This is a genomic window from Kitasatospora mediocidica KCTC 9733 (assembly GCF_000744225.1).
GTDB lineage: Bacteria > Actinomycetota > Actinomycetes > Streptomycetales > Streptomycetaceae > Kitasatospora > Kitasatospora mediocidica.
In genome coordinates this window covers 148,209-173,935 of sequence record NZ_JQLN01000003.1, presented here as the reverse complement: position 1 = coordinate 173,935, position 25,727 = coordinate 148,209, and the positions used below count along the sequence as shown (strand labels likewise).

General features: G+C 72.6%; 17 protein-coding genes. 8 read left to right on the top strand and 9 right to left on the bottom strand.

The genetic code is table 11. The features are described 5' to 3' along the window. Positions 1-92: 92 nt before the first annotated feature. On the top strand, positions 93-554 hold the full coding sequence (locus BS80_RS06145; protein ID WP_035794126.1) for an SPW repeat protein: 462 nt from the start codon (positions 93-95) through the stop codon (positions 552-554). A 29-nt stretch (positions 555-583) separates the two neighbouring features. Here the strand turns inward: BS80_RS06145 and BS80_RS06140 are convergent, their stop codons facing one another. From BS80_RS06140 to BS80_RS06115, 6 genes are all read right to left on the bottom strand, one after another. Then, on the bottom strand, positions 584-2,119 hold the full coding sequence (locus BS80_RS06140) for an ArnT family glycosyltransferase (RefSeq protein WP_232246378.1): 1,536 nt from the start codon (positions 2,117-2,119) through the stop codon (positions 584-586). 92 nt (positions 2,120-2,211) lie between these two features. Next, a complete protein-coding gene (gene dxs / locus BS80_RS06135) occupies positions 2,212-4,125 on the bottom strand; it encodes a 1-deoxy-D-xylulose-5-phosphate synthase (protein WP_083974312.1) in 1,914 nt (637 codons plus the stop codon). A 202-nt stretch (positions 4,126-4,327) separates the two neighbouring features. Continuing rightward, the gene (locus BS80_RS06130; RefSeq protein WP_083974311.1) at positions 4,328-5,623 is read right to left on the bottom strand and encodes a sugar ABC transporter permease; all 1,296 of its coding nucleotides are present in this window, start codon (positions 5,621-5,623) and stop codon (positions 4,328-4,330) included. Next, complete coding sequence (locus BS80_RS06125; protein ID WP_035794123.1) at positions 5,620-6,405, bottom strand: ATP-binding cassette domain-containing protein; 786 nt, start codon at positions 6,403-6,405, stop codon at positions 5,620-5,622. The genes BS80_RS06130 and BS80_RS06125 overlap by 4 nt, the downstream gene beginning before the upstream one ends. A 184-nt stretch (positions 6,406-6,589) precedes the next feature. Continuing rightward, the gene (locus tag BS80_RS06120) at positions 6,590-7,678 is read right to left on the bottom strand and encodes a sugar ABC transporter substrate-binding protein (protein WP_035794122.1); all 1,089 of its coding nucleotides are present in this window, start codon (positions 7,676-7,678) and stop codon (positions 6,590-6,592) included. A 166-nt stretch (positions 7,679-7,844) separates the two neighbouring features. After that, positions 7,845-9,041 carry an ROK family transcriptional regulator gene (locus BS80_RS06115; RefSeq protein WP_035794715.1) on the bottom strand — a complete coding sequence of 399 codons (1,197 nt, stop codon included), beginning with the start codon at positions 9,039-9,041 and terminating at the stop codon, positions 7,845-7,847. A gap of 825 nt (positions 9,042-9,866) precedes the next feature. Between BS80_RS06115 and BS80_RS06110 the strand changes: the two genes are divergently transcribed. The 4 genes from BS80_RS06110 to BS80_RS06095 all read left to right on the top strand — a co-directional run bounded on the left by BS80_RS06110 (position 9,867) and on the right by BS80_RS06095 (position 15,445). After that, positions 9,867-11,288, top strand: coding sequence for an outer membrane protein assembly factor BamB family protein (locus BS80_RS06110; protein ID WP_035794121.1), 1,422 nt, complete (start codon positions 9,867-9,869; stop codon positions 11,286-11,288). Between the two features lie 130 nt (positions 11,289-11,418). Beyond that, positions 11,419-13,998 carry an aminopeptidase N gene (gene pepN / locus BS80_RS06105; protein WP_035794120.1) on the top strand — a complete coding sequence of 860 codons (2,580 nt, stop codon included), beginning with the start codon at positions 11,419-11,421 and terminating at the stop codon, positions 13,996-13,998. A gap of 112 nt (positions 13,999-14,110) precedes the next feature. After that, complete coding sequence (locus BS80_RS06100; RefSeq protein ID WP_035794119.1) at positions 14,111-14,671, top strand: Uma2 family endonuclease; 561 nt, start codon at positions 14,111-14,113, stop codon at positions 14,669-14,671. Positions 14,672-14,734: 63 nt separating this feature from the next. Next, on the top strand, positions 14,735-15,445 hold the full coding sequence (locus tag BS80_RS06095) for a VIT1/CCC1 transporter family protein (protein WP_035794118.1): 711 nt from the start codon (positions 14,735-14,737) through the stop codon (positions 15,443-15,445). Positions 15,446-15,518: 73 nt separating this feature from the next. Here the strand turns inward: BS80_RS06095 and BS80_RS06090 are convergent, their stop codons facing one another. Together BS80_RS06090 and malQ are read right to left on the bottom strand one after the other, a co-directional pair. Next, on the bottom strand, positions 15,519-15,749 hold the full coding sequence (locus BS80_RS06090; protein ID WP_035794117.1) for a hypothetical protein: 231 nt from the start codon (positions 15,747-15,749) through the stop codon (positions 15,519-15,521). Positions 15,750-15,770: 21 nt separating this feature from the next. Continuing rightward, positions 15,771-18,023, bottom strand: a complete 2,253-nt coding sequence (malQ, locus tag BS80_RS06085; RefSeq protein WP_083974308.1) for a 4-alpha-glucanotransferase — start codon at positions 18,021-18,023, stop codon at positions 15,771-15,773. Between the two features lie 464 nt (positions 18,024-18,487). Between malQ and BS80_RS06080 the strand changes: the two genes are divergently transcribed. Beyond that, positions 18,488-22,597: a beta-N-acetylglucosaminidase domain-containing protein gene (locus BS80_RS06080; RefSeq protein ID WP_051966160.1), complete on the top strand. Its 4,110-nt coding sequence runs from the start codon at positions 18,488-18,490 to the stop codon at positions 22,595-22,597. A 162-nt stretch (positions 22,598-22,759) separates the two neighbouring features. Beyond that, positions 22,760-23,368: a hypothetical protein gene (locus BS80_RS06075; protein WP_035794116.1), complete on the top strand. Its 609-nt coding sequence runs from the start codon at positions 22,760-22,762 to the stop codon at positions 23,366-23,368. A gap of 95 nt (positions 23,369-23,463) precedes the next feature. On the opposite strand, the gene BS80_RS06070 is transcribed toward BS80_RS06075, so the two are convergent. Further along, positions 23,464-24,084, bottom strand: coding sequence for an HNH endonuclease (locus BS80_RS06070; protein WP_035794115.1), 621 nt, complete (start codon positions 24,082-24,084; stop codon positions 23,464-23,466). 354 nt (positions 24,085-24,438) lie between these two features. Between BS80_RS06070 and BS80_RS06065 the strand changes: the two genes are divergently transcribed. Further along, positions 24,439-25,524, top strand: coding sequence for a mechanosensitive ion channel family protein (locus BS80_RS06065; RefSeq protein WP_035794706.1), 1,086 nt, complete (start codon positions 24,439-24,441; stop codon positions 25,522-25,524). Positions 25,525-25,727 lie beyond the last annotated feature (203 nt).

Sequence of the window (25,727 nt, the reverse complement as noted above, 5' to 3'; positions counted from 1 at the left end):
CCCCTGAGCCCTATACAGCAAATTAGGACAAAGCGCATAATTGCCGTTAGGCCAAGCAGATCGCACTTGAACGCCGAAGGAGGCGAGTCGTTATGGCCGACGTCTCACATCACCCCGGTGACCTCTCCACCCACCCGGACATCTCGGAGATGCGGAACCGGTACGCACGCATGATGGACGGGCCGCAGGGAGTGGCAGTCGACGGACTCGTCTTCCTCACGGGGCTGTACCTGGCCATTTCGCCTTACGTCGTGCACTTCAGCGCGGCCAGCCACGAGCTGACCGTCGTCAACCTCATCATGGGGCTCGCGATCGCGGCGCTCGGGCTCGGCCTCACCATCGCTCCGGCCCGGATGTTCGGGCTGACCTGGTCGCTGACGGCCATGGGCGTGTTCCTGATCATCTCGCCGTGGGTCGTGACCATAGGGCACACCGCGACGCGGGGCATGATCTGGAACAACCTGATCATCGGAGGCCTGACCTGCCTGCTCGGCTTCACCGCCGCCGGGATGGTCATGGGCACCCGCCGGACCCTCGCCCGTCGCAACACCTGACGCCCACACGTCGGTCCCGGTCTACCGGTTCACTTCCTGAGCCGGTAGACCATCGTGTCGCCGAAGGCGCCGACCACGTCGTAGTGGCTGTCCAGCAGGTTCTCGATGGTGGGCACCAGGGTGGGCTGGTAGGGCGCGTTGCCCGAGTCGTCGACCACGATCTCCGGCAGGCCCTTGGCGTTGATCTCCTGGTCGAAGGTCTGCCAGGCGTCCGCGACGCTGTACTGCTCGCCGACGTCCGCGCTGCCCTTGCCACCGCTGAAGTTGGTCAGGAACCCCGCCGTCAGGTAACGGGTGACCGGCTTGCGGTCGGAGAGCCAGTACAGCTCCGGGTGCATGCCCCAGACCAAAACGGTGTCCTTGGGCGTGCTGCGCGCGGCCACCGCGGTGGCCACCGCCGTCGTCTGGTTGAGCTGCTCGCCCGGCCAGGCCACCGCCAGCACCCAGAAGGCGAACGAGGCCACCAGGCTGTACGCCATCACCGGCCGCCAGCTGATCGCGGAGACCGAGACGGCTCCGACGCCCAGCAGCACCAGCGGCGGCATCAGCTGCAGGTAGTAGTGGCCGAAGAAGTGGAAGCCGGTGGCGACCGCGACCACCGAGGAGACCAGCCAGATCCACAGGTCGCCGGTGGAGCCGCGGGACGTGCCGATGCTCGGCAGGTCCCGCCCGGCGCGGTAGCGCAGCCAGAGCCGACGGCCCAGCGGCAGCAGGAAGCCGAGGCCGGCCGCGGCCAGGATCGCCGAGTTGCCCAGCGCCCGGCCGAGCATCTGCCACCAGGCCCCGCCGCCCAGCGAGGCGTAGTCGCCGCTGCCGGTGACCACCCAGAAGAGGAAGCCCTTCGGCTTGGTCAGGATCGCCGCGACCAGGGCTATCGGCACCGCGAACCCGAAGCCGATCTTGAGCAGCGCGGGCCGCCAGCGCACCCCGCGCCGCCGGGCGTCCTGGAAGAGCATCCAGAGCACCGGCAGCAGCACCGCGCCGCCGGTCTGCTTGGTCAGCGAGCAGAGCGCCACCGCGATGCCGGCCGCCAGCCAGCGCCGGCGCTCGGCGTAGCGGAAGGCGGCCACCATCGCGGGCAGCATGAAGACCTCGAAGGTCGCCGCCTGGGTGTCCTCCGGGGAGAGGCCGATGGAGAGCAGCAGATAGAGGCCGCCGGCCGCCGCGCCCGCCCGGTTGCCCCAGCGGCCACGGGCGATCGAGGCCAGCAGGACGGCGGTGGCCAGGTGGGCCACGATGGCCAGGGTGCGCAGCGGCCAGAGCGAGAGCGAGCCGAAGACCGAGAAGCAGGCCTCGTAGAGCCAGGGCAGCAGCGGCGGCTTGCGGTCGACCACGGTGTCGTAGAGGACCCCGCCGTCGGCCAGCATCCGGGCCTGGGTGGCGAGGTAGCCCTCGTCCGGGCTCCAGACCGGCCGCAGGAACGAGGGGATGTGCGTGGCGACCGCCAGCACGGTCAGCACCGGGACGACTCTGGTCCAGTACCCCGTCCGAACTCTTTCGGGCAGCCTCGCGTAGAGCGCGTACAGCGCGGCGAGGCGCGTGGGGGTCGTGGAGTCGGTCGGCACGAGTGACAACCTACCCGCAGGGACCGGCGGGAGTGCCGCCGGTCCCTGCACTATGAGCTGCAAATCATGCAATTCTGGTCCGCTGCAAGGGATCAGGCACGGACCGTGACGGCGTCGAGCCGCGACACCAGCTCGGTGACCTTGCGGGCGATGTCCGGCGCGGTCAGGCCGATCTCCGCGAGGATCTCCTCGCGCTTGGCGTGGTCCAGGAACTCCTGCGGGATGCCGAAGTCGCGCAGCGGCACGTCCACCTCGGCGTCGCGCAGGGCCTGGGCGACCGCGGAGCCGACGCCGCCGGCGCGGCCGTTGTCCTCGACCGTGACGACCACCCGGTGCTCGGCCGCCAGACCCGGCAGGGCCGCGTCCACCGGCTTGACCCAGCGCGGGTCGACCACGGTGGCGGTGATGCCCTGGGCGTCCAGCAGCGCGGCCAGGTCCAGGCAGAGCGGGGCCAGCGCGCCGACCGAGACGATCAGCACGTCCGCCCGCTGCTCGCCCTCGGCGACCGGCTGGGCCGAGCCGTGCAGCACGTCCATGCCGCCGATCCGGCCGAGCGAGGCGACCGCCGGGCCGACCGAGCCCTTGGAGTAGCGGACCACGGTCGGGGCGTCGGTCACCTCGACCGCCTCGCGCAGCTGGGTGCGCAGCTGGTCGGCGTCGCGCGGGGCGGCCAGCCGAAGCCCGGGGACCACCTGGAGGATCGACATGTCCCACATGCCGTTGTGCGAGGCGCCGTCGGTGCCGGTGACGCCCGCGCGGTCGAGCACGAAGGTGACGCCGAGCTTGTGCAGGGCGACGTCCATCAGGACCTGGTCGAAGGCCCGGTTGAGGAAGGTCGCGTAGACCGCCACCACCGGGTGCAGGCCGGCCGTCGCCAGGCCCGCCGCCGAGACGGCCGCGTGCTGCTCGGCGATGCCGACGTCGAAGGTCCGCTTCGGGTACGCCTTGGCGAACGGCGCCAGGCCCACCGGGTGCAGCATCGCGGCGGTGATCGCCACGATGTCCTTGCGCTCGGCGCCGAGCGCGACCATCTCCTCGCCGAAGACCGACGTCCAGTCCTTGCCGGAGGTCTTCACCGGCAGGCCGGTGTCGGGGTGGATGACGCCGACCGCGTGGAAGCGGTCCTCCTCGTTCTGCAACGCGGCCTGGTAGCCGCGGCCCTTCTCGGTGATGCAGTGCACGATGACCGGGCCGCCGAAGCCGCGGGCGCGGCGCAGCGCGGACTCCAGGGCGGTGATGTCGTGGCCGTCGATCGGGCCGAGGTACTTCAGGCCGAGGTCCTCGAACATGCCCTGCGGGGCGATGAAGTCCTTGAGGCCCTTCTTGGCGCCGTGCAGCGCCCCGGCCAGCGGCTGGCCGACCACCGGAGTGCGCTGCAGCGCGTCCTTGCCCCAGGTCAGGAAGCGCTCGTAGCCCTGGGTGGTGCGCAGCGTGGTCAGGTGGTTCGCCAGGCCGCCGATGGTCGGCGAGTAGGAGCGCTCGTTGTCGTTGACGACGATGATCACCGGACGGTCCCGGCCGTCGGCGATGTTGTTCAGCGCCTCCCAGGCCATCCCGCCGGTCAGCGCGCCGTCGCCGGTCACCGCGACCACCGGGCAGTCCTTGATGCCCTGCAGCTGGGTGGCCTTGGCGATGCCGTCGGCGTAGCCGAGCACCGTGGAGGCGTGCGAGTTCTCGATCACGTCGTGCTCGGACTCGGCCCGGGACGGGTAGCCGGACAGGCCACCCTTCATCTTCAACCGGGTGAAGTCCTGCCGGCCGGTCAGGAGCTTGTGGACGTAGCTCTGGTGGCCCGTGTCGAAGAGGATCCGCTCGCGCGGGGAGTCGAAGACCCGGTGCATCGCGATGGTGAGCTCCACCACGCCGAGGTTGGGGCCGAGGTGCCCGCCGGTCTTGGCGACCTCCTCGATCAGGAAGTCCCGGATCTCCTGCGCGAGGTCAGCCAGCTGTCCCGGGGTGAGCCGGTCGAGATCGCGCGGTCCCCGAATGCGGGTCAGCAGGGCCACCCGTTCCTCCTCAGTCAGTACGTGTCCGGGTGCGGGCACCCGGTCCCGGGCGCCCCGTCGGACCGTCCGGCTGGTCGAGTCTAATGTCCGCCCGTCGGACAGGGTGCGGCGAGGGCGCTCCCAGCGGGGCGCGCGCCGGGGCGTGGCAGGGCCCGGGACACGCCCCCGTCGTACGGGGAGTGTCCCGGGCCCGGTGATGCCGTCAGCCGCGCCCGGCGGACTTCTGGGTCCGGCGGGAGACCGAGTCGAGCACCACGGCACCGAGCAGCACCGCGCCGGTGATCATGTACTGGATCGACTGGCTGATGCCCTCCAGGTCCAGCCCGGTGATGATCGACTGGATCACCAGCGCGCCCAGCAGCGCCGACCAGGTCTTGCCCCGGCCGCCGAAGAGGCTGGTCCCGCCGATGACGGCCGCCGCGATGGCGTTCATCAGCACGAAGCCGCTACCGGTCTGCTTGTCGGCGAAACCGGCCTGCGAGGCCATGAAGAGGCCGCCGACCGACGCCAGGCCGGCCGAGATCATGTAGACCGAGATCCGCAGCCGGGCCACGTTGATACCGGCCCGGCGGGCCGCCTCGACGCCGCCGCCGACCGCGAAGACCTTGCGGCCGTAGGTGGTGCGGCGCAGCACGAAGTCGGTGACGATGACCACACCGAGCAACACCACCAGGGCCAGCGGCAGGCCGCGGTCCTGGTTGAGGACGTACGCGGCGCCGAAGGCGAGGACCGCCAGCAGGCCCGCGCGCAGCCCGATCTCGCTGACCGGGCGGAACGGCAGCCCGGCCTCGCGGCGGCTCCTGGCGCCCAGCAGCGCGGCGGCCAGGTAGCCGGCGACGCTGACCGCGGCCAGGCCGTAGGCGGCGGCGACCGAGTCGAAGAAGTAGTTGTCCAGGTTGGCGATGACGCCGTTCGGGATGTTGTTCAGCGTCCCGGTGTTGCCCATCACATAGCCCTGCAGACCGCTCCAGGTCAGCATGCCGGCCAGCGTGACGACGAAGGCCGGCACGCCGATCTTCGCGAAGAAGAAGCCGTGCAGCGCGCCGATGGCCAGCGCCGCGACGATGGCGATCACGATCGCCAGATACTCGTTGACGCCGTGCTGGATGGAGAGGACGGCGGAGATGGCGGCCGAGACGCCGGCCACCGAACCGAGCGAGAGGTCGATCTCGCCGAGCAGCAGCACGAAGACGATGCCGACCGATATCAGGCCGGGGCCCGCGATGTAGAGGGCGATGTTGGAGAGGTTGCCGGCGTTGAGGAAGTTGCCGGTCAGCCCCTGGAAGATGGCGGCGATCAGGATCAGCCCGAGCACCACGGGCACCGAGCCCAGGTCGCCGCTGCGCAGCTTGCCCTTGAACTCGGCCAGGTAGCCGGCGAAGCCGCGCTCGCGCACCAGCAGCCGCGGGTCCACGGCGGGGACGTTCGTCGCTGAAGTCTCGGTCACTGTACTGCCGTTCGTCCGGGAGGCGTTCTGGGTACTGGAGTGCTTGCTCACTGGTTCGCCCCCGCCACCCGGGCCTGGCGCCGGGTCACCGCGTTGTCGGTGGCGCCGGTGATGGCGGAGATGATCGTCTCGTGGGTGGTGGTCGCGACCGGGAAGACGCCGTTGTTGCGGCCGAGGCGCAGCACCGCGACCTCGTCCGCGACCGCGCGCACGTCCGCCATGTTGTGGCTGATCAGGATCACGCCGAGACCGCGCTCGCGCAGCCGCTCGACCAGGTCCAGGACCTGGGCGGTCTGCTCGACGCCGAGGGCGGCGGTCGGCTCGTCCAGGATGACGATCTTCGGGTCGCCGACCAGCGCGCGGGCGATGGCCACCACCTGGCGCTGGCCGCCGGAGAGTGCCGCGACCGGGATGCGCACGCTGGGGATCCGGATGGAGAGCGTGTCGAGCAGCTCCTTGGCCCGCTTCTCCATGGCCACCTCGTCCAGCCGGCCGCCGCGCACGAGCTCGCGGCCGAGGAAGAGGTTGGCGACCACGTCGAGGTTGTCGCAGAGCGCGAGGTCCTGGTAGACCGTCGCGATGCCGAGCGCCTGCGCGTCCTGAGGGCGGGTCAGGTGGACCGGCTTGCCGGCCCACTCGATGGTGCCCTCGTCGATCGGGTGCACGCCGGCGATCGTCTTGACCAGGGTGGACTTGCCGGCGCCGTTGTCGCCGACCAGCGCGACCACCTGCCCGGCGCGCACCTCCAGGTCGACGCCGGTGAGCACCTGAACGGCACCGAACCGCTTGGAGACCGAGCGCAACGCCAGGATGGGTGCGTCTGTGTGAACCATGGTGTCTGGGCTCCTTCGTGCCCGGGTCCTGGGGGATCTGCCACCGGACCGGGTCAGCCGCGCGCCGCCCCGGGCGCGAAGAGGTAGTGCGGAAGACGAGTGGGGGCGCACGCGGCCGAGGGGCCGGTCCGCCGGACGGCAAACGCCGGCCGGACCCCGCCAGGGGGTCCGGCCGGCCCGGCCGTTACTGGATGCCGGCGGCCTTGCAGGCGTCGGCGTACTGCGCGGTGCAGATGTCGCTGGCCTTGTAGAGGCCGTCCGCGATCACGGTGCTCTGGATGTTGGCCTTGGTCACCACGACCGGGGTCAGCAGCAGGGACGGGATGCTGTTGCTGCCGCTGGCGGTCATCGTGGTGGCCACGCCGCTCACGCTCAGGTTGTGCAGCAGGTTGACGGCGATGGTGGCCGCACCCTCGGCCTCCGGCTTGTACGCCTTGTAGATGGTGTACGCCTGGTCGCCCGTCAGGAGGCGCTGGATGGCGTCCGAGGCGGCGTCCTGGCCACCGACCGGGACGTTGGTGATGCCGGCCGCCTTGAGGGCGGTGATGATGGCGGCGGCCATGCCGTCGTTGGCCGAGTAGACGCCCTGGAAGCCGGTCTTGCCGAGCGCGGTGATCGCGGCGCCCATCTTCTGGCTGGCCACGGTCGGCTGCCACTGGCCGGACTGCTCGTAGGCGATCTTCTTCACGCCGGTGTCGAGCACCTTGTGCGCACCGGCCTTGAACTGACCGGCGTTCGGGTCGGCGTCGTCACCGTTGATCATGACGATGCTGTCCTGGGAGGCGTTCGCGCCGAGCGCGGTGATCAGCGCCTGGCCCTGCAGCTCGCCGACCTTCTCGTTGTCGAACGAGATGTAGGCGGCGACCGGGCCGGCGGCGAGGCGGTCGTACGCGATGACCTTGACGCCCTTCTTGGCGGCGTCGGTGACCCAGGACTCGGTGCCCTTGGCGTTGACGGCGTCCAGCAGGATCACCTTGACGCCCTGCGAGACCAGGGTGTCGAACTGCTGCTTCTGGGTGGCCGCGTCACCGTTGGCGTTGTTGTACTTGACGTCACAGTCGGCGCAGAGGTCCTTGATCTTGGCCGTGATCAGCGGCTTGTCGAAGGACTCGTAGCGGACCGAGGAGGAGTTCTCCGGCAGGAGCAGGCCAACGGTCTTGGAGTCACCGCTGCTTGCCTTGGTGTCACTGCCCGCCTTGCCACAGGCGGCCATGGTGAGGGCCATCGAGACCGCGGCGGTGCCGATGACGACGCGACGCATCATTGCGTTCATGGTGGGGGGTGCCTCCCTGACGGAGCCGCAACGTCGCGGCAAGGTGGAAGGGAGTCAACCCGTCACCCCACCTTGTCGTCAACAAGTAAACCCAGCAGTGCAGCGATCCAAACCTTTTCGTTATCTTCCCGAAGGCTAACCCGAGACCATTCGTACGGTTTGCGGGTCAGTTGCGGCTGATCGAGGAGTGTGCGGAATGTCCGATTGCACCCGTTTCGCCCATCTCGCTCATCACCAGAGCGAGGGCTCCCAGCACCTCCGCGCGGCCGCCCAGGGTGCCCGGGACGATCGAGAGCTGACGGGCCGCCGAGGGGATCGCATAGCGTGCGACGGAGTCCCGGATCGGGGAAAGTACCAGTTCACCGGCCTCGGCGAGGTCTCCGCCGAGGATCACCCGGCGCGGGTTGAGCAGGTTGCAGAGCATCGCCACACCGGTGCCGATCTGCCGTCCGGCGTCCGCGATCACCCGACGGCAGCCCAGATCGCCGTCCTGGGCCAGCTGGACGACCGTCGAGAGAGTCAGCTCGCGTTCGTGGCTCGCGTTCAAGAGGTTGAGCAGGTAGCGGGAGCCGACGAAGGTCTCCAGGCACCCCCGGTTGCCGCAGCGGCAGACCGGCCCGGCCTCGTCCAGGGTGATGTGCCCGATCTCGCCGGCCGTGCCACCCGGGCCCCGGTAGATCTGACCGTTGATCACCAGCCCCGAGCCCACACCGCTGGCCACCTTGATGTACGCGAGGTCGCTCAGGCCGCGCCCGGCACCCCAGACCAGCTCGCCCAGCGCGCCGAGGTTGGCGTCGTTGTCGACGTAGACCTGCATGCCCAGCCGAGAGGAGAGCTCACGGCCCGGCGCGATGCCCGTCCAGCCGGGCAGGATCGCGGTCGAGCCGAGCGCCCCGGTCTCCACGTCGATCGGGCCCGGCACCCCGAGGCCGACCCCGATCACCTTGTCCGGACGGAAGCCGGCCTGCTCCAGGAGCCGCTCCACCAGGGCCTCGGCCCGGTCGAAGCCCTGCGCGGCCGAGACGTCCACGTTCATCGGCTCGCTCTCCTCGGCCAGCACGCGGTGCGCCAGGTTGCCGACCGCCACCCGCAGGTGGGAGTGGCCGAAGTCGACGCCGACCACGATCCCGGCGTCCCCGCTGAGCGAGACCGAGCGCGCCCGGCGCCCGCCCGAGGAGGTGTCGGCGACCACGACGGTGCCGCTCTCCTTCAACTCCCGGACGATGTTGGAGACCGTCGCCGCTGACAGTCCCGTCCCCCGGGCGATCTCCGCCTGCGTCAGCGACCCCGCCATCCGCACGGCGCGCAGCACCCGCTCCAGGTTGGCGCGGTGCAGCGACGACTGCGAACCCGGCGTGTCCATCGACATGATTTACCCTCCCAGGGGCCCGGAGACCCGACCGTCCCCGCCCCAGGCCGCGCCATTGCGGCGGAGCTCGCGAATGAGTGGCTGCCACGCCGCGTGCCGCCGACGTTGCAACCAGTGTTCACCTTCAACTTGTGAACTCTATGCCGAGCGGGCCCGGCAATGCCGCCTCAGCGCCGCTGTCACCGATCTGCGTCGGACCGGGCGGCGCCCCGCAGCGGCCCGCGACGGGACGCACGCGAGGCCCGGCCACGCCGAACGGGACCTGCCAGGGCCGCCAAATGGAGCACCCTTACGATGTCCTTATCTCAGCCGCCCCAGGGGCACCAGCAGACCGGTCCGGCCGGGCGGCACACATACAGACATGACGGGGCATCATATGTCAGGGGATCACTCGAACCCGGGCGCCGGTGGCGTGCCGGGCGGAGGGCCGCAGGACTCCGCGGCACCGGACCACCGGGGCGTGACGGCCGGGCAGCGGCCCGGCGTCGACCCGGCGGCGGTCGCGGACCAGATGACGCAGCTCGACGGAGCTCCGATCCCCGCCCAGGCCGCCGGCCCGGTGCCCCGCAGCCGCCGGCCGCCCCGAGCGGCCCGCCCGCGGACGTCAGCTACCAGCCGACCGCCCCCGCCTTCCCGGCCCAGGCCCCGGGCCCCGGCGGCCCGGCCGCCCCGAGCGGACCGCCCGCGTACGGGACGCCGCAGGCGCCAATCGGCCCGTACGACCCGCAGGCCGGCCTCGGCTACGGCTACCCGCAGGCCGCGCCCACCCCGCCGCCCGCCTACGGCGCGCCGCAGAACGGCTACGGCCACCCCGGCCCGATGCCCGACCAGGGCGGCTACGGCGTGCCGCCGCAGTACGCCCAGCCGGTCGGCTACGGCTACCCCGGACCGGCCATGCCGGCGCCGGTGGCGGCCAAGCAGCGCAACGGGGTGCTGGTCTTCGGCGGCGTCGCCGGCGGCATCCTGGCGATCGGCATCGTGATCGCCCTGATCGTCCTCTTCAGCTCCTCCTCCACCCCCAAGACGAGCACCACTGCCGGCGGCACCAGCGCCGGCAGCACGGGCGGCGGCGGGGGCGGCGGCACCGACGCCGGCAAGCTCAAGGCCAGCTGGACCGTGCCGAAGTCGACCGTCAGCGGCTCCGACTCGCACACCCTGGGCGAGTGGACCACCGACAAGCTCCTGGTGCGCGGCGACGCCACCGCGCTGACGGCCTACAACCTGAGCAACGGCCAGGTGGCCTGGACGCTGACGCCGCCGAGCGGCACCAAGGCGTTCTGCTCGATGTCCGTCACCACCAACAAGAACAACGTCGGCGGGATCAGCCTCAACCTCGGTGACGACGACTGCGCCTCGGTCGGCGCGGTGGACGCCACCGCCGGCAAGCTGCTGTTCAACGTGGGCAGTTCGCTGCCCAGCAAGAGCTTCGACACCCAGATCACCGTCACGGACACCACGGTGGCCGCCGCCAGCGGCGCGCTGCTGGCCGGCTTCAACCTGTCGGACGGCAAGAACGCCTGGAACTACAAGGACCGCGGCGACTACTGCAACGAGAGCTCGGATGCCGCCGGATCCGTGGTCGTGGTCAGCGACTTCTGCCCGGACGCCAACCCGAAGCAGCAGCTGTCGGTGCTCAACGCCGACACCGGCCAGACCACCTCGTCGTTCGCGCTGACCACCGACAACGACCGGCTGACGAACATCGTCTCGACCAAGCCGCTGGTGCTGCAGATCTCCTCCGGCTACGACAACGACTACCTGGTGGGCGTCGACTCGTCGGGCAAGACGATGGCCAAGATCCCGCTGAAGGTCGCCGGTGAGGACCGCCTGCAGCTCAGCTCCGCCTCCGCCGCGCTGAGCAAGAACATCGTGCTGGGCAACACCCTGTACGTGGAGGTCAGTCAGAGCAACAAGACGGCGATCCGCGCCATCGACCTGATCTCCGGCACCACGCTGTGGACCGTCGACGGCGGCGCCGAGCAGGGCCTGCGCCTGGTCGACGGCAGCAAGGACGGCAAGCCGCTGGCGATCGCGATGGACGGCTTCGGCAAGGGCTCCCGGCTGGTCTCGTTGAGCCCGGCCGACGGCTCGCTGACCGCCATCTCCTCCTTCACCGTCAAGGACGACAGCTTCATGCCGTTCCAGGACGCCCAGGTGCTGGTGTCGAGCGACCTCAGCCAGGTGCTGACCGTCCCCCAGCTGCCGATCGAGGCCACCGCCACGCTCTACGGCAAGGGCTGACCGCAGGTCGGTGTGCGGGCGGAGCACCGGGCCCGCACACCGACCCCGCGTCCCCGTCGTGCCCGGCAGGGGGCGTGGGAGGATGCCAGGAAACAGGGGTCGCCCTTAGCCTGACAAAGGAGTCCTGCGAGTGCCTGGCACCAACTTGACCCGTGAGGAGGCCCGTACCCGGGCCCAGCTCCTCCACGTTGACGCGTACGACATCGAGCTCGACCTGAGTTCGGCCCGTGACGGCGGCACGTTCCGGTCCACCACCGTGGTTCGGTTCACTGCCGGTCAGCCCGGCGCCACCACCTTCATCGACCTGGTCGCCCCGGCCGTCCACGAGATCGTGCTGAACGGCACGCCGGTGGCCCTCGACGCCTTCGCCGACAGCCGGATCGCGCTGACCGGCCTGGCCGCCGAGAACGAACTGCGGGTGGTCGCCGACTGCGCGTACACCAACACCGGCGAGGGCCTGCACCGCTTCGTCGACCCGGTGGACGGCGAGACCTACCTCTACACACAGTTCGAGGTCCCGGACGCCCGTCGGGTCTTCGCCTCGTTCGAGCAGCCCGACCTCAAGGCCGCCTTCACCTTCACGGTGACCGCGCCGCGCGGCTGGGCCGTGGTCTCCAACTCGCCCTCCCCGGAGCCGGTCGGCGACGGCGACACGCAGGTCTGGAACTTCGCCCCGACCGGCCGCATCTCCACCTACATCACCGCGCTGATCGCGGGCCCGTACGTGGGTGTCTTCGACGAGTACACCGACGGCACCCAGCGTGTCCCGCTGGGCATCTACTGCCGTCCGTCGCTCAAGGAGTTCCTGGACGCCGAGGCGATCTTCGAGGTCACCAAGCAGGGCTTCACGTACTTCCAGGAGAAGTTCGACTTCGCCTACCCGTTCGAGAAGTACGACCAGCTGTTCGTCCCGGAGTTCAACGCGGGCGCGATGGAGAACGCCGGCGCGGTGACCCTGCGCGACCAGTACGTCTTCCGCTCCAAGGTGACCGACGCCTCCTACGAGGCCCGCGCCAGCACCATCCTGCACGAGCTGGCCCACATGTGGTTCGGCAACCTGGTCACCATGCAGTGGTGGAACGACCTCTGGCTGAACGAGTCGTTCGCCACCTACGCCGAGATGGTCGCCCTGGTCGAGCCCGAGGGCACCCGGTGGCCGAACGGCTGGACCACCTTCGCCAACCAGATGAAGACCTGGGCCTACCGGCAGGACCAACTGCCGTCCACCCACCCGATCATGGCCGAGATCAACGACCTCGACGACGTCCAGGTCAACTTCGACGGCATCACCTACGCCAAGGGCGCCTCGGTGCTCAAGCAGCTGGTGGCGTACGTCGGCCAGGACGCCTTCTTCAAGGGCCTGCAGGCGTACTTCAAGCAGCACGCCTGGGGCAACACCACGCTCCCCGACCTGCTGGGCATGCTGGAGAGCGCCAGCGGCCGCGACCTCAAGTCCTGGTCGAAGGCGTGGCTGGAGACGGCCGGCATCAACATCCTGCGCCCGGAGATCGAGGTCGGCGCCGACGGCCTGGTCAGCTCCTTCACGATCGTCCAGGAGGCCCCCGCGCTGCCCGCCGGCGCCAAGGGCGAGGCGGCCCTGCGCCCGCACCGGATCGCCGTCGGCAGCTACGACCTGACGGACGGCAAGCTGGTCCGCACCGACCGGATCGAGCTGGACGTGGAGGGCGAGCGCACCGCCGTCCCGCAGCTGACCGGCCGGCCGCGGCCCTCCGTCGTGCTGCTCAACGACGACGACCTCTCGTACGCCAAGCTGCGCCTGGACGCGGACTCGCTGGCCGTGGTCACCGCCCACCTCGGCGCCTTCACCGACCCGCTGCCGCGCGCCCTGGTCTGGGCCGCGGCCTGGGACATGACCCGGGACGGCGAGATGGCCACCCGCGACTACCTGGCGCTGGCCCTGGCCGGGCTGCCCCGCGAGTCGGACATCGGCGTGGTCCAGTCGGTGCACCGTCAGGTCAAGATGGCCCTCGACCTCTACGCCGACCCGTCCTGGCGTGCCGAGGGGCGGGCCCGCTGGGCCGCCGCCGCCGAGGAGGAGCTGCGCGCCGCCGCCCCCGGCAGCGACCACCAGCTGGCCTGGGCCCGCGCGCTGGCCGGCGCCGCCGGCAGCGACGGGGAGTTCGACCTGCTCGCCGGGCTGCTGGACGGCTCGGTCGAGATCGAGGGCCTGGCCATCGACACCGAGCTGCGCTGGGTGCTGCTGGGCACCCTGGTCGCCGCCGGCCGCGCCGGCGACCGGGAGATCGCCGACGAGCTGGTCCGCGACAACACCGCGGCCGGCCAGGAGCACGCCGCCGCCTGCCGCGCCGCGCGCCCGACCGCCGAGGCCAAGGCGGACGCCTGGGCGTCGGCGGTGGAGTCGGACGAGCTGACCAACTACATCCTGGACGCCGTCATCTCCGGCTTCAACCAGGCCGACCAGCGCGAGCTGACCGCGCCCTACACCGCGAAGTACTTCGCTGCGGTGAAGGAGGTCTGGGAGAGCCGCAGTCACGAGATCTCGCAGCAGATCATCGTCGGCCTGTACCCGTCCTACCAGGTCGAGCAGGCCACCCTGGACGCGACCGACGCCTGGCTCGCGGCCGCCGAGCCGGTCCCGGCCCTGCGCCGCATGATCGTCGAGGCCCGCGCCGGCATCGACCGCGCCCTCAAGGCCCAGGCGGCCGACCGGGCCGCCGCCGCCCGCTGAGGCGACAGCACCCCGGACAGGCCGTCGACACCGCCCGCGCGGTGTCGACGGCCTGTCCGTCTCCCCCGCACTACGCTGGACGGACCGATCCCCCGGAGGAGGCAGCGCACCCATGGACTACGCCAGGATGCGGGCGGTCGCGGACGAACTCGCCGCCCACGCGCCCGAGGACGTCTGGGCCACCGAGATCAGCGGGGACGAGATCATCATGATGATGAGCCCGGCGAACCTGCACGAACTCATCGTCTACCGCCTCGCCAAGCACCTCGACCGCCAGCTGGAGCAGTCACCGCTGGGACTGATCGCCCACGGCGGTGCCGACGTCGAGGACCCGGCGTCGGGGATCAAGCGCCGGCCGGACGTCATGGTGTTCCCCGAGGCCGCCCTGGAATCGGGTGAAGCCGTCCACCCCCGCGACGTCACGGCCGTGGTGGAGGTCGTCTCCAAGTCGAACCCGGAGAACGACTACGAGGGCAAGATGCGCGACTACCCCACCATGGGCATCCCGTACTACCTGATCATCGACCCGCGCACCGGCACCGGACTGGTGCTCTCCGCCCCGCACAGCACCCCCGAAGGCCAGCGCTACAGCACCCGCCGCGAGTTCCGCTTCGGCGAGAGCGTCCGGCTCGGCGCGTACGGGATCGACACGGCGGCGTTCCCGACCTACTGACCTGGCGTGGACACGCCGCGTGCCGGGTGTTCCGCCGGGGACCGGTGTGGGGAGACTGGCGGGATGGACAACGAGACGGTGGCAGGGGCGGACGCGGACTCGGGCGCGCTCGGGGTTCGGCTGAACTGGCTGCGGGCCGGGGTGCTCGGGGCCAACGACGGGGTGGTGTCGACGGCCGGGCTGGTGGTCGGGGTCGCGGGCGCGACCGCCTCCTCGACGGTGCTGCTCGCCTCGGGGCTGGCCGGGCTGTTGGCGGGCTCGCTCTCGATGGCGTCGGGCGAGTACGTGTCGGTCAGCACCCAGCGGGAAGCCGAGAAGGCGGCGCTGGAAGCCGAGCGGCGCGAGCTGGCGGAGCAGCCGGTCGCGGAACTCGCCGAGCTGGCGGGGATGTTCGAGGCCAGAGGACTGACGCCGGAGCTGGCCAGGGAGGTGGCCGAGCAGCTGACGGAGCGGGACGCGCTCACCGCGCACGCCCGGGTGGAGCTGGGGATCGACCCCGAGCAGATCGTCAACCCGTGGCACGCGGCCTGGGCCAGCTTCGCGTCCTTCGTGGTCGGGGCGCTGCTGCCGCTGCTGGCCATCGTGCTGCCGCCGACCCACGTGCGGGTGCCGGTGACGGTCGTCGCCGTGCTGTGCGCGCTGGTCCTGACGGGCTGGGTGGGGGCGCGGCTGGGCGAGGCGCCGGTGCGGCCATCGGTGCTGCGCAACGTCGTCGGGGGCGGCCTGGCGATGGCCGTGACCTACGCGGCGGGGTACCTGATCGGCTCGGGCTGAGCGGCCCAACGCGGCGGTCCAACGCGGCGAACCCCGCCGCCCGGGTGCGGGCGACGGGGTCGGGAGGATCCGGTTACTTCTTCTTGACGGTTGGCTTGGACGTCAGCATCGCCAGCCCGGCGATGACCGCGAAGGCGAGCAGCGGGATACCGACGTACAGCCCGAGGGACTGGGCGACGGTCAGGCCCTTGTAGGGGGCGTCCGCGAGCTCACCGGCCTCGGCGAAGGCGGGCGACGACATCAGCATCATCAGCGTGGCCGCTGCGGTGACCGCACCAGCGCGCAAAGCGTTCCTCTTGTCCACGTTTCCTAAGGTAGCCGCCCTTTATCGAGGGTCGCGCGCCGGGGTCGGCCTTCCGGGGGCGGGGGGCTGCCGCACGGGCAGCAGCGCGGCCAGGGCCTGGGCGCCCGGGGCGGCGGCCAGCTGTTCGAGGGTGACCGGGATGCCGGCGGCGTCCGCGACCGGCAGGCGCCAGTTGGGGTACTGGTCCCAGGTGCCCGGGAGGTTCTGCGGCCGCGGGTCGCCGACGGTGTCGGGCAGCCAGACGCCGACCAGCTGCGCCGGGGTGGCCCGCAGGAAGCGGTAGAGGGCGGCCTGGTCGAGCTGTGCTCCGGGGTCCAGCAGACCGAGCCTGGTCAGCTCGACGCGCCAGTCCGCCAGTTCGGCGGCGGCCTCGGCCTGCTCGTCGGCCAGCGGGCGGGCCAGCAGGCCGAGTTGGTGGCGCAGCTCCACGTGCTCACCGGAGAGCCGGGCCGCGGTGCTCGGCAGGTCGTGGGTGGTGAGGGTGGCGAGGCAGGCGGCGCGCCACCGGTCGGGGGGCAGCGGGCTGCCCTTGTCACCGCTGTCGCCCGCCCAGTCGCGTTCGAACCAGAGCACCGAGGTGCCCAGGATGCCGCGTGCCGTCAGCTCCTCGCGCACGCCGGGCTCGACCGTCCCGAGATCCTCGCCGATCACGGCGGTACCGGCCCGGTGTGCCTCCAGCGCGAGCACGCCGAGCATCGCCTCGGCGTCGTACCGGACGTAGGTGCCCTCGGTGGGCGGCCGGCCGGCCGGTACCCACCAGAGCCGGAAGAGGCCCATCACGTGGTCGATCCGGATCGCCCCGGCGTGCCGGGCCGCCGAGCGCAGCAGCTCCGCGTACGGCGCGTAGCCGGCGGCGGCGAGGGCGTCGGGGCGCCAGGGCGGCAGGCCCCAGTCCTGGCCGTGCGCGTTGAACGCGTCGGGCGGGGCGCCGACCGAGATGCCGGCGGCCAGGACGTCCTGGAGCACCCACGCGTCGGCGCCGTCCGGGTGGGCACCGACCGCCAGGTCGTGGATCAGGCCGACCGCCATGCCGGCCTCTTCGGCGGCCCGCTGGGCGGCGCCGAGCTGCTCGTCCAGCTGCCAGGCGAGCCAGCGGTGGAACTCGACGGCGTCCGCCAGCTCGGCGCGCGCGGCGGCGACCTGCGGGGTGTCGGGGCGGCGCAGGCCCTTGGGCCAGTGGTGCCAGTCGGCGCCGTGCTGTTCGGCCAGCGCGCACCAGGTGGCGTACTGCTCCAGCCAGTCGCCCTCGCGCCGGACGAAGGCCCGGTAGGCCTGCGCGCGACCCGGGCCGCGCGGCACGGCGTGCAGGAGCAGCAGCGCCTCGCGCTTGAGGGACCAGACGCCGTCACGGTCGATCAGACCGTCGTGCTGGAGCACCTCCTGACGCAGCCGCTCCGCCTGCCGGGCCAGCTCCACCAGGCGGGCGCGGGCCTCGGCACCGGCGTAGGCGTACTCGGGGACGGCCTCGATCCGCAGGTGCACCGGGTCGGCGAAGCGGCGCGAGGACGGGCGGTACGGCGACGGGTCGGAGGGGGTGCCGGGCAGCGCCGCGTGCAGCGGGTTGAGTTGCAGGAAGCCCGCGCCGAGCGCGCCCGCCGACCATTGCGCCAGCTCGGCCAGGTCGGCGAGGTCGCCCATGCCCCAGGAGCGCTCAGAGAGCACGGAGTAGAGCTGGGCCAGGAAGCCCCAGCCGCGGCCGGCCGGGACGGTCAGCCGCTCGGGGGCGACGATCAGCGGCGCCGACTCGGTGCGCTCGTCCCGTCCGTGCTCGGCCGTGCGCAGGTGCAGGGTGTGCCGGCCGAGCGGGAGGTCGGCGGGCAGCCAGTGCGAACGGCCGGGCGGCAACTGCCAGTCCGTGCCGTCCTCCAGCGTGATCGTCAGCCGGGCCTCGGCCGGCACGTCCAGCGCGGTGCGCCGGCCGGCCCGGGCGACCAGGCAGGTCGGCAGCAGCCGGGTGGCAGCGCGGGCGCGGTGCTCGGCCAGCGCCCGGTCGACGGCCTGCGGGGTGCTCGCGTCCACACCGAGCGCGCCGAGCACCGCGACCAGGGTGTGCGCGGAGACCGGGACGGGCCCGGCGCCGGGGTCGTAGCTGGTGTCGACCCCGTGGGCGTGCGCCAGGGCGGCCAGCGCGGCGGGCGCCGGCGGGGCGTCGTCGGTCGGCGGCGCGCCGACCGGAGCTGCCCCGAAAGCCTCGGCGGGAGCGCCGGGTTCGCCTCCGCCGGAGGCGTCGGTCGGGGACGTGGCGGCGTCGGGACGGTTGAGGTATGCGGCCAACACGGGCTCCTGCAGGCTCGGCGACTCGGGCGGGTGAGGGTGGACGGACGTGGGGGGAGGTTGCGCGGGGTCGGTGGAGGGACGGCGGAGGGCGGCCCTGGCGGGCCGCGACGGCGGGGGCAACACGGCGGAGCAGCACGGTAAGTGACAGCTCCACTCCTACCCGTGTGCACCCGCCGCGACCCGCACCGGCACGCCGGGAACCGGTCCGGGCGCCGGAATCGGCGCCGGTCCGGCACCGTTCGTGAACCACCGTGAAGCACCCCGCGACAGCGGATGGTGACCGAACTGCCGGGCAAGCCGGGGCAAACAGGACGGAACGGTGTACCGCGTTGACACTGACGCGCCCAACTGGTGGGCTGGGGCGGCGGCACTCGGTGCGGTCGGCGGAGATCGCGGACAGGGTCCGCACGCCCTTCGATCACCCCGTTCGGCCGACTGCCCCCGGCCGCGAGGAGGCCCCTGTGCAGACCCGCGTGTCCGCAGCCGCCGGAAAGCGGCTGCGACAGCAGCTCGAAGTCAGCCCGGCTCTGCGCGAAGTCCTCGACCACCCGGCCGTCCTGGTCACCCGGCGCGCCACCGCCCGGACCGCCCGCCGGGTCGCCCCGCGTGCCGCCGACCGGCTGATCGCCGAGCTCAAGGGAACCGAACCGCTGCTTCCCGAGGTCCGCGCGCTCGTCGGGCGGACCACCAGCGGAACCGGCACCCTGACGCACCGTCGGGCCTCCCTGCGGATCGCCGCCACGATCTCCGCCGCCGCCGTGATCGGCGGCCTGCTGGCCACCGTTCCGGCCTCCGCCGCGCCGTCGCAGCCGCCGTCCGTCTCGGTCACCGCCCCGGCCCGCACCCCGCTCGGCAATCTGACGAACCCGCAGGTCTTCCCGCGCCCGCAGGAGCAGCACCTGAGCGGCAAGCCGGTGACCGTACCGGCCGCGGTGTCCCTGGTGGTCGCCCCGCAGGCCGATCCGGGCGCGTTGGACGCCGTCCGCGAGGTGCTGGGCGACGGCGGCGCGACCGCCTTCGCGACGCCGAGCCAGGCACCGGCGGCCGGTGCGCTCGTGGTGTACGTCGGCGGTCCGGGCGAGGGGTCCGCCGACGGCGCCGACCAGGCCCTGCAGGCGCTCGGCGCGCCCTCCCCCGCCGGACTGCCGGCCGGCGGCTACGTGCTGGCGGCCGGTCAGCTGCCCGCCACCGGCGGCGGAACGTACGGCGCCCTGGTACTCGCCGGGGTGGACGCCGAGGGCACCTTCCACGCCGCCCAGAGCCTGCGCCAGTTGCTGACCACCGTCCCGGCGGGCCAGGGGCAGGTGGCGGGCCAGTCCACGCCGGCCTTCGGGTTCCCCGGCGTCGTGCTGCGCGACTGGCCGTCCGGGACGCCGGTCCGCGGCGTCGCCGAGTCGTTCTTCGGCACTCCGTGGACGACCGCCCAGCGGCTGGACCAGATCGACTTCCTGGGCCGGACCAAGCAGAACTTCTTCCTCTACGCCCCCGGCGACGACCCGTACCGCCAGGCGCAGTGGCGCGACCCGTACCCGGCCGACCAGCAGGCCCAGCTGCGCGCGCTGGCCGACCGGGCCGGGCGCAACCACGTGACGCTCGGCTACGCGGTCGCCCCCAACCAGACCTTCTGCTACAGCTCCGCCAAGGACGTCGACGCGCTGATCGCCAAGCTGAGCGCGATGCGCGACCTCGGCTTCGAGGCGTTCCAGCTGCAGTTCCAGGACGTCAGCTTCGACGAGTGGCACTGCTCGGCCGACAGCGCCAAGTACGGCACCGGCGCGGCCGCCTCCGCCAAGGCGCAGTCCGACCTGGCGGCCAAGGTGCAGAGCCGGCTGATCGCGGCCCACCCGGACCTGGCCCCGCTCTCGATCGTCCCCACCGAGTACTACCAGAGCGGCCGGAGCATCTACCGCACCGCGCTGTCCGCCGGGCTGCCGGCCGCCGTCCAGGTGGCCTGGACCGGAGCCGGGGTGATCCCGGGCAAGATCACGGCGGCTCAGACCACGGACACCGCGACGGTCTTCGGCCACCCGCTGGTCACCATGGACAACTACCCGGTCAACGACTCCACGCCCGACCGGCTCTACCTCGGTCCGTACGTCGGGCGCGACCCCGCGGTGGCCACCCGGTCCGCCGCCCTGCTGACCTCCGGCATGCAGCAGCCCGCCGCCTCCCGGATCGCGCTCTCCACCGCCGCCGACTTCGGCTGGAACCCGACCGGCTACCAGCCCGACGCGTCCTGGCAGTACGCGCTGAGCGCGCTGGCCGCCACCGCCGTCCCCGGCAGCACCGCCGACGCGGGCACCGGCCCGGCCCTCGCCGCGCTGACGGCGCTGGCCGGCAACAGCTCCTCCTCCCCGCTCGCGGCCAAGGAGTCCGGCTACCTGACCCCGCTGATCGCGGCCTTCTGGGCCGCGCTGCAGCCCACCGGCGGCGGCACGGTGGACCTCGGCAAGCTCCAGCAGGCCGCCGACCCGCTGCGGGCCGCCTTCACCACGATGGCCGGCGCCCAGAGCGCGCTGGCCGACGGCTCCGACTCCGAGGGCGGCGGCCTGTCCGCGGAGATCGCGCCCTGGCTGAGCCGGCTCAGCAGCTACGGGCAGGCCGGGCAGGCGGCCGTGGACATGCTGCTCGCCCAGCACCACGGCGACGGCTCCGGCGCCTGGCAGGACCGGGTCAAGCTGCGGCAGCTGCGCGACACGCTCGCGCAGGGCGCGGCGACGGTCGGCGCCGGCGTGCTCGACCCGTTCCTCGACCGGACGCTGCAGGCCTCCGACAGCTGGTCGGGGGTGAGCGCCGGTTCGCTCTCCCCGACCACCACGATGGGCAGCGCGGACGACCACGGCTCCGCCCTGATGACCGACTCCGCGCCGGACACCTTCTACTGGAGTGCGGCGCCGCCGCAGCCCGGCGACAGCTTCGGCGTGAGCCTGGGCGACGGCCGTCCGGTGGACACCGTCACCGTGCGGATGGGCTCGACGGACGGCCCGGGCGACCCGGGCACCGACCAGTCCGCGGCCGCCGACGACTACCTGCACGACGGCGTGCTGGAGTACTCGACCGGCGACGGCAGTTGGAAGCAGCTGCTGAAGGTGCACAACCAGAAGACCGTGGCGGCCAAGCTCCCGGACGGCGTGGTGGTCAAGGCGATCCGGCTGCGGGCCACCGCCACCCAGCAGACCGCCGTCGCCGTACGGGACTTCAGCGTCAGCGCGCCCGGCGCGGCGCTGGTCAGCGTCTCCGGCGGCCCGGCGGCGGCGCCCGGCTCCTCCGCCGGGGCCGTCCTGGACGGCGACCCGGACACCGCCTACCGGGCGGCGGCCGCACCGACCGCCACCGACACCCCGCTCACCGTCGACCTCGGCGACACCCGTCCGCTGGACCGGATCACCGTGCTGACCGACCCCACGGTCAAGGCCACCGCGACGGTGGAGGTCCGCAAGGCGGACGGCAGCTGGGCCCCGATCGGCACCCTGAACCCCGGCTACAACGAACTGCCGACGGGCGGTCAGCCGGTCGGCGCCGTCCGGCTGACCTGGGCGCCGGGCGGCGACGCGCCGGTGGTCAACCAGATCGTCCCCTGGTACGCCGACACGCCGATCGCCCGGCTGAGCCTCGCCGACCCGGAGCTGGACGTGACCGCCGGGGCGACCACGCCCGCGAGCACCCAGGCCGTGGTGGACGCCACCCGGCCGGAGGGCGCCACCGGCGACGTCCGGGCCGAGCTGCCGGCCGGCGTGCCGGGGCTGAGCGTGACGCCGTCGCCCGCGCCGGGCACTCCCGGCGCGCCGGTGAGCGTGCCGCGCGGCGGGCGGGCCGGCACCACCGTGCAGGTCACGGCGGCCGCGACGACGCCGTCCGGGACGTACCAGGTGCCGGTCGACTTCACCACCAACGGGGTGACCATCCAGCAGACCCTCCAGGTGCACGTGGTGCCCCCGACCGGCGGGCCGGACCTCGCGCTCACCTCGACCGCGAGCTCCTCGGGCGACGACTCCGCGAAGTACCCGGCGTCGGCGGTCGCCGACGGCGACGCCGCCACCCGGTGGTCCGCGCCCGCGGTGGACGACGCCTGGGTGCAGCTCAAGCTGGCGCAGCCCACCCGGCTGGGCTCGGCGGTGCTGCACTGGCAGGCGGCCTACGCCTCCGCCTACCAGCTGCAGACCTCGCCCGACGGGGTGACCTGGACGACGGTGGCGACCGTGGCCGGCCACGGTGGCACCGAGACGGTGCGCTTCGACGCGCCGAACACGCTCTACCTGCGGATGCAGGGTGTCAGCCGGGCCACCAAGTACGGCTACTCGCTCTCCGGCATCGAGGCGTACGCGGTCACCGGTCCGACCGCCACGCCCATCGTGCCGACGCCGCCGACCGTCCCGACGACGCCGACCACCGGCGCGCCCGTGCCGGCTCCCACGACGACGCCCAGCGGGGTGCCCGCGGCGCCCGGTACGACGGCGCCGACGGCCCCGCCGACGATCGTCCCGACCCCCTCGGGGCAGCCGGCCCCGGGCGCCGGACCGACCACCGCCCCGGCCCAGCCGACCCCGGGGGCGCAGCCGGCCCAGCGCTGAGACCTCTTCGGGTCGGGATCGCCCGTGCGGGGGAGCTGCTCCCCCGTACGGGCGAGGCCGTGGGTTCACCGTGCACGGCGATCCGCTGCGGGCCGGTCGAGAGCAGGATCTTCCCTGTCGCCAGGAAGACTCCCGCAGGACCTCTCGATCGGAACCACCACGATGACCGGCACCACCACCACCGACCGCCCGCACCAGCTCGCCTACCTCGCCGCGCCCGCGCTGCTCGGCACGTACGGCGTCGTAAGACTCCTCGACGGGCACCACGGCCCGGGCCCCGGCTGGACCGCCGGGCACCTCGCGCTGCTGGGTTCGCTGCTGTTCTTCGGCGTGCTCTTCCACGGCCTCTACCGGACGGCCGCCGCGCGCGGCCCGGTGGCGGCCCGGATCGCCTTCGGCGCGGCGCTGGTCGGCCTCGGCGCGACGCTGGGGCAGACCGCGATCGACCTCTACGTCGGCCTGCGGGCCGTCGACGCGGCCGACAAGGACCGGCTCTTCGAGCAGATCCAGAGCCACCCCGGCGTGCTGCCCGCGTTCTACACGGTGCTGCCGCTCTTCTTCTACCTCGGCCTGCTCGGGCTGCTGGGGATCCTCGCGGTGCGCCGCCTGATCCCGTTCTGGAGCCCGCTGACGGCGCTGGCCGCGACCGTACTGATGGCCGCCTCGCTGGACCTGATGCCGGTGGGCGCGGTGCTGCTGGCCCTCACGACGGCGCCGCTGCTGCGCCCGGCCGCCGTCCGGCGCCCGGTGCGGGTGGCCACGCCGGTGTGAGGGCCCGGGCCGGAACACGGCGGGCCGGCGGCGTGCTCACTGGGGAGCGCGCCGCCGGCCCATGAGGCATACCGTACGGCCAGGCCTTGGTGGGGTCAGGCGGTGAGCGTTTCGGGCTGCTCGCCGCGGTGGACGGGACGGGACCGGCCCAGCGGGACCGGGGTGGCTCCCCCGTGGTCGGTATGGTCGTGGTGCTCGAAGTCGCGGAACTGGTCCGTGGCTCCGTAGGGCTCCAGGTAGGGCCGCCAGCGCGGGTCCTTGATCCCGGTTCCGATGATGCGCCAGGCCAGCCCGCTGGGCGGGGCCGGTGGTCGCTTCATCCGCCAGCCCAGTTCGGTCAGGTGGCGGTCGGCCTTGACGTGGTTGCAGCGGCGGCAGGCCGCCACCACGTTGTCCCAGCGGTGCTGTCCGCCGCGGCTGCGCGGGATCACGTGGTCGACGCTGGTCGCGGCGGCCCCGCAGTAGACGCAGCGCCCGTGGTCACGGGCGAAGAGTGCGCGGCGGGTGAGAGGTACGGGCCCGCAGAACGGGACCCGGACGAAGCGGGTCAGACGGACGACTGACGGCGCCGTAACGGCGCTGGTGGCGCTGTGCAGAGTGAATTCCGAGTCCTCCAGGCTGATCGCCTTGTGGTTGAGGACGAGGATGAGTGCGCGGCGCATCGATACGACGCCGAGTGGCTCGTAGGACGCGTTGAGGACCAGGACATGCGGCACGGATGCCTCCTTGGACGCCTGCGGCGCGTGGCTCGCGCCGGGACGAGCGGATGACCGCGCATTGCTGCGCGATCACCCCCAGTGTCGCCTTACGGGTTTGTACGGCGCCACCATTACCGGATAACGGACCGGGGTGGCTTCTGTCATAGCTGGCTGTCCTAGCTCTATGCCCAGGGCCGCCCCGCACTGCACTCGAACGGTGCTCGGGCGGCTCCCCGCGGCCCACCGGGATCACCTGTTCGCAGGACCGGGCGGTCCGGGGGCCTGCCTGACGGGCGATAGGCTCGGGCGAAACGTGCACTCTGCAGGAAGGTTCCTCCCGTGAGTCGGACCGGATTCCCGGCCCTCCTCCCGCTGGCCTCCGACGGCCACAGCTCGAGCGGCCTCACTCTGCCGACCAGCGCCGACCAGGTCACCACCAGCACCAAGCAGGCGGCCAGCTGGCTGGACGCCAACTGGCAGAACTGGGTCGAGGGCGCGGTGCGGATCGTCTTCATCCTCGTCCTGGCCCTGGTGCTGCGGGCGGTGGTGCGCAAGCTCATCGCGCAGTTGATCGCGCGGATGACCAAGGAGCACGAGCACGACGCCGGCGAGACCAGCCGGCTGGGCGGACTGCTGGTCAACACCGAGCGGCGCCACCAGCGCTCGGCGGCGATCGGCTCGGTGCTGCGCAGCGTGGCCTCGTTCAGCATCATGGGCACCGCCGCGCTGATGATCCTGGCCGCCCTCGGGGTGAACCTGGCACCGCTGCTGGCCAGCGCCGGGGTCGCGGGTGTGGCGATCGGCTTCGGCGCGCGCAACCTGGTGACGGACTTCCTCTCCGGGGTCTTCATGATCATGGAGGACCAGTACGGCGTCGGTGACGAGATCGACACCGGCGTGGCCAGCGGCACCGTGCTGGAGGTCGGGCTGCGGGTGACCAAGCTGCGCGGCGCGACCGGCGAGATCTGGTACATCCGCAACGGCGAGGTCAAGCGGATCGCCAACATGAGCCAGGGCTGGTCGACCGCGACCGTGGACGTGCAGGTCGGCTACCGCGAGGACCTGGACCGGGTGGAGGACCTGATCCTGGACACGACCGAGGCGCTGGCCAAGGAGCCGCCGTGGGACGAGCTGCTCTGGGAGCCGGTGCGGGTGCTCGGGGTGGAGTCGGTGGCCGCCGAGACCGTCGTCCTGCGGGTGGAGGCCAAGACCATGCCGGGCAAGGCGGCGCTGATCACCCGCGGCCTGCGCCAGCGCCTCAAGCAGGCCTTCGACGAGGCGGGGATCAAGCTCCGGGAGGAGCCCACGCCGGCGGCCGCGCCGCCGGCCGTGCTGGACACCCTGCCGCCCTCGGCGCTCGCCGACCCGGCCTCGGCGCGCTCGCTGGCCACCCGGCCGATACCGATGCCGGTGCAGCACACGGGCGAGGACCCGACGAACCCGGTCAAGACGCCGTAACAGCCGCACACCGAAGCCCCGCCCCCGGAGGTCGCCTCCGGGGGCGGGGCTTTTCGCGTGCCGTAACGGATCGGCATCCAGTCTCGGACTGGTCATTGACACCCTCCGGAGGCTGGCCCTACCGTCCTCTCAGCGATTGGAAACTTTACTAACAATTCTCGTCGCGACACCCGGCCCCGCAGATCCCACCTGCGTGGCGACCA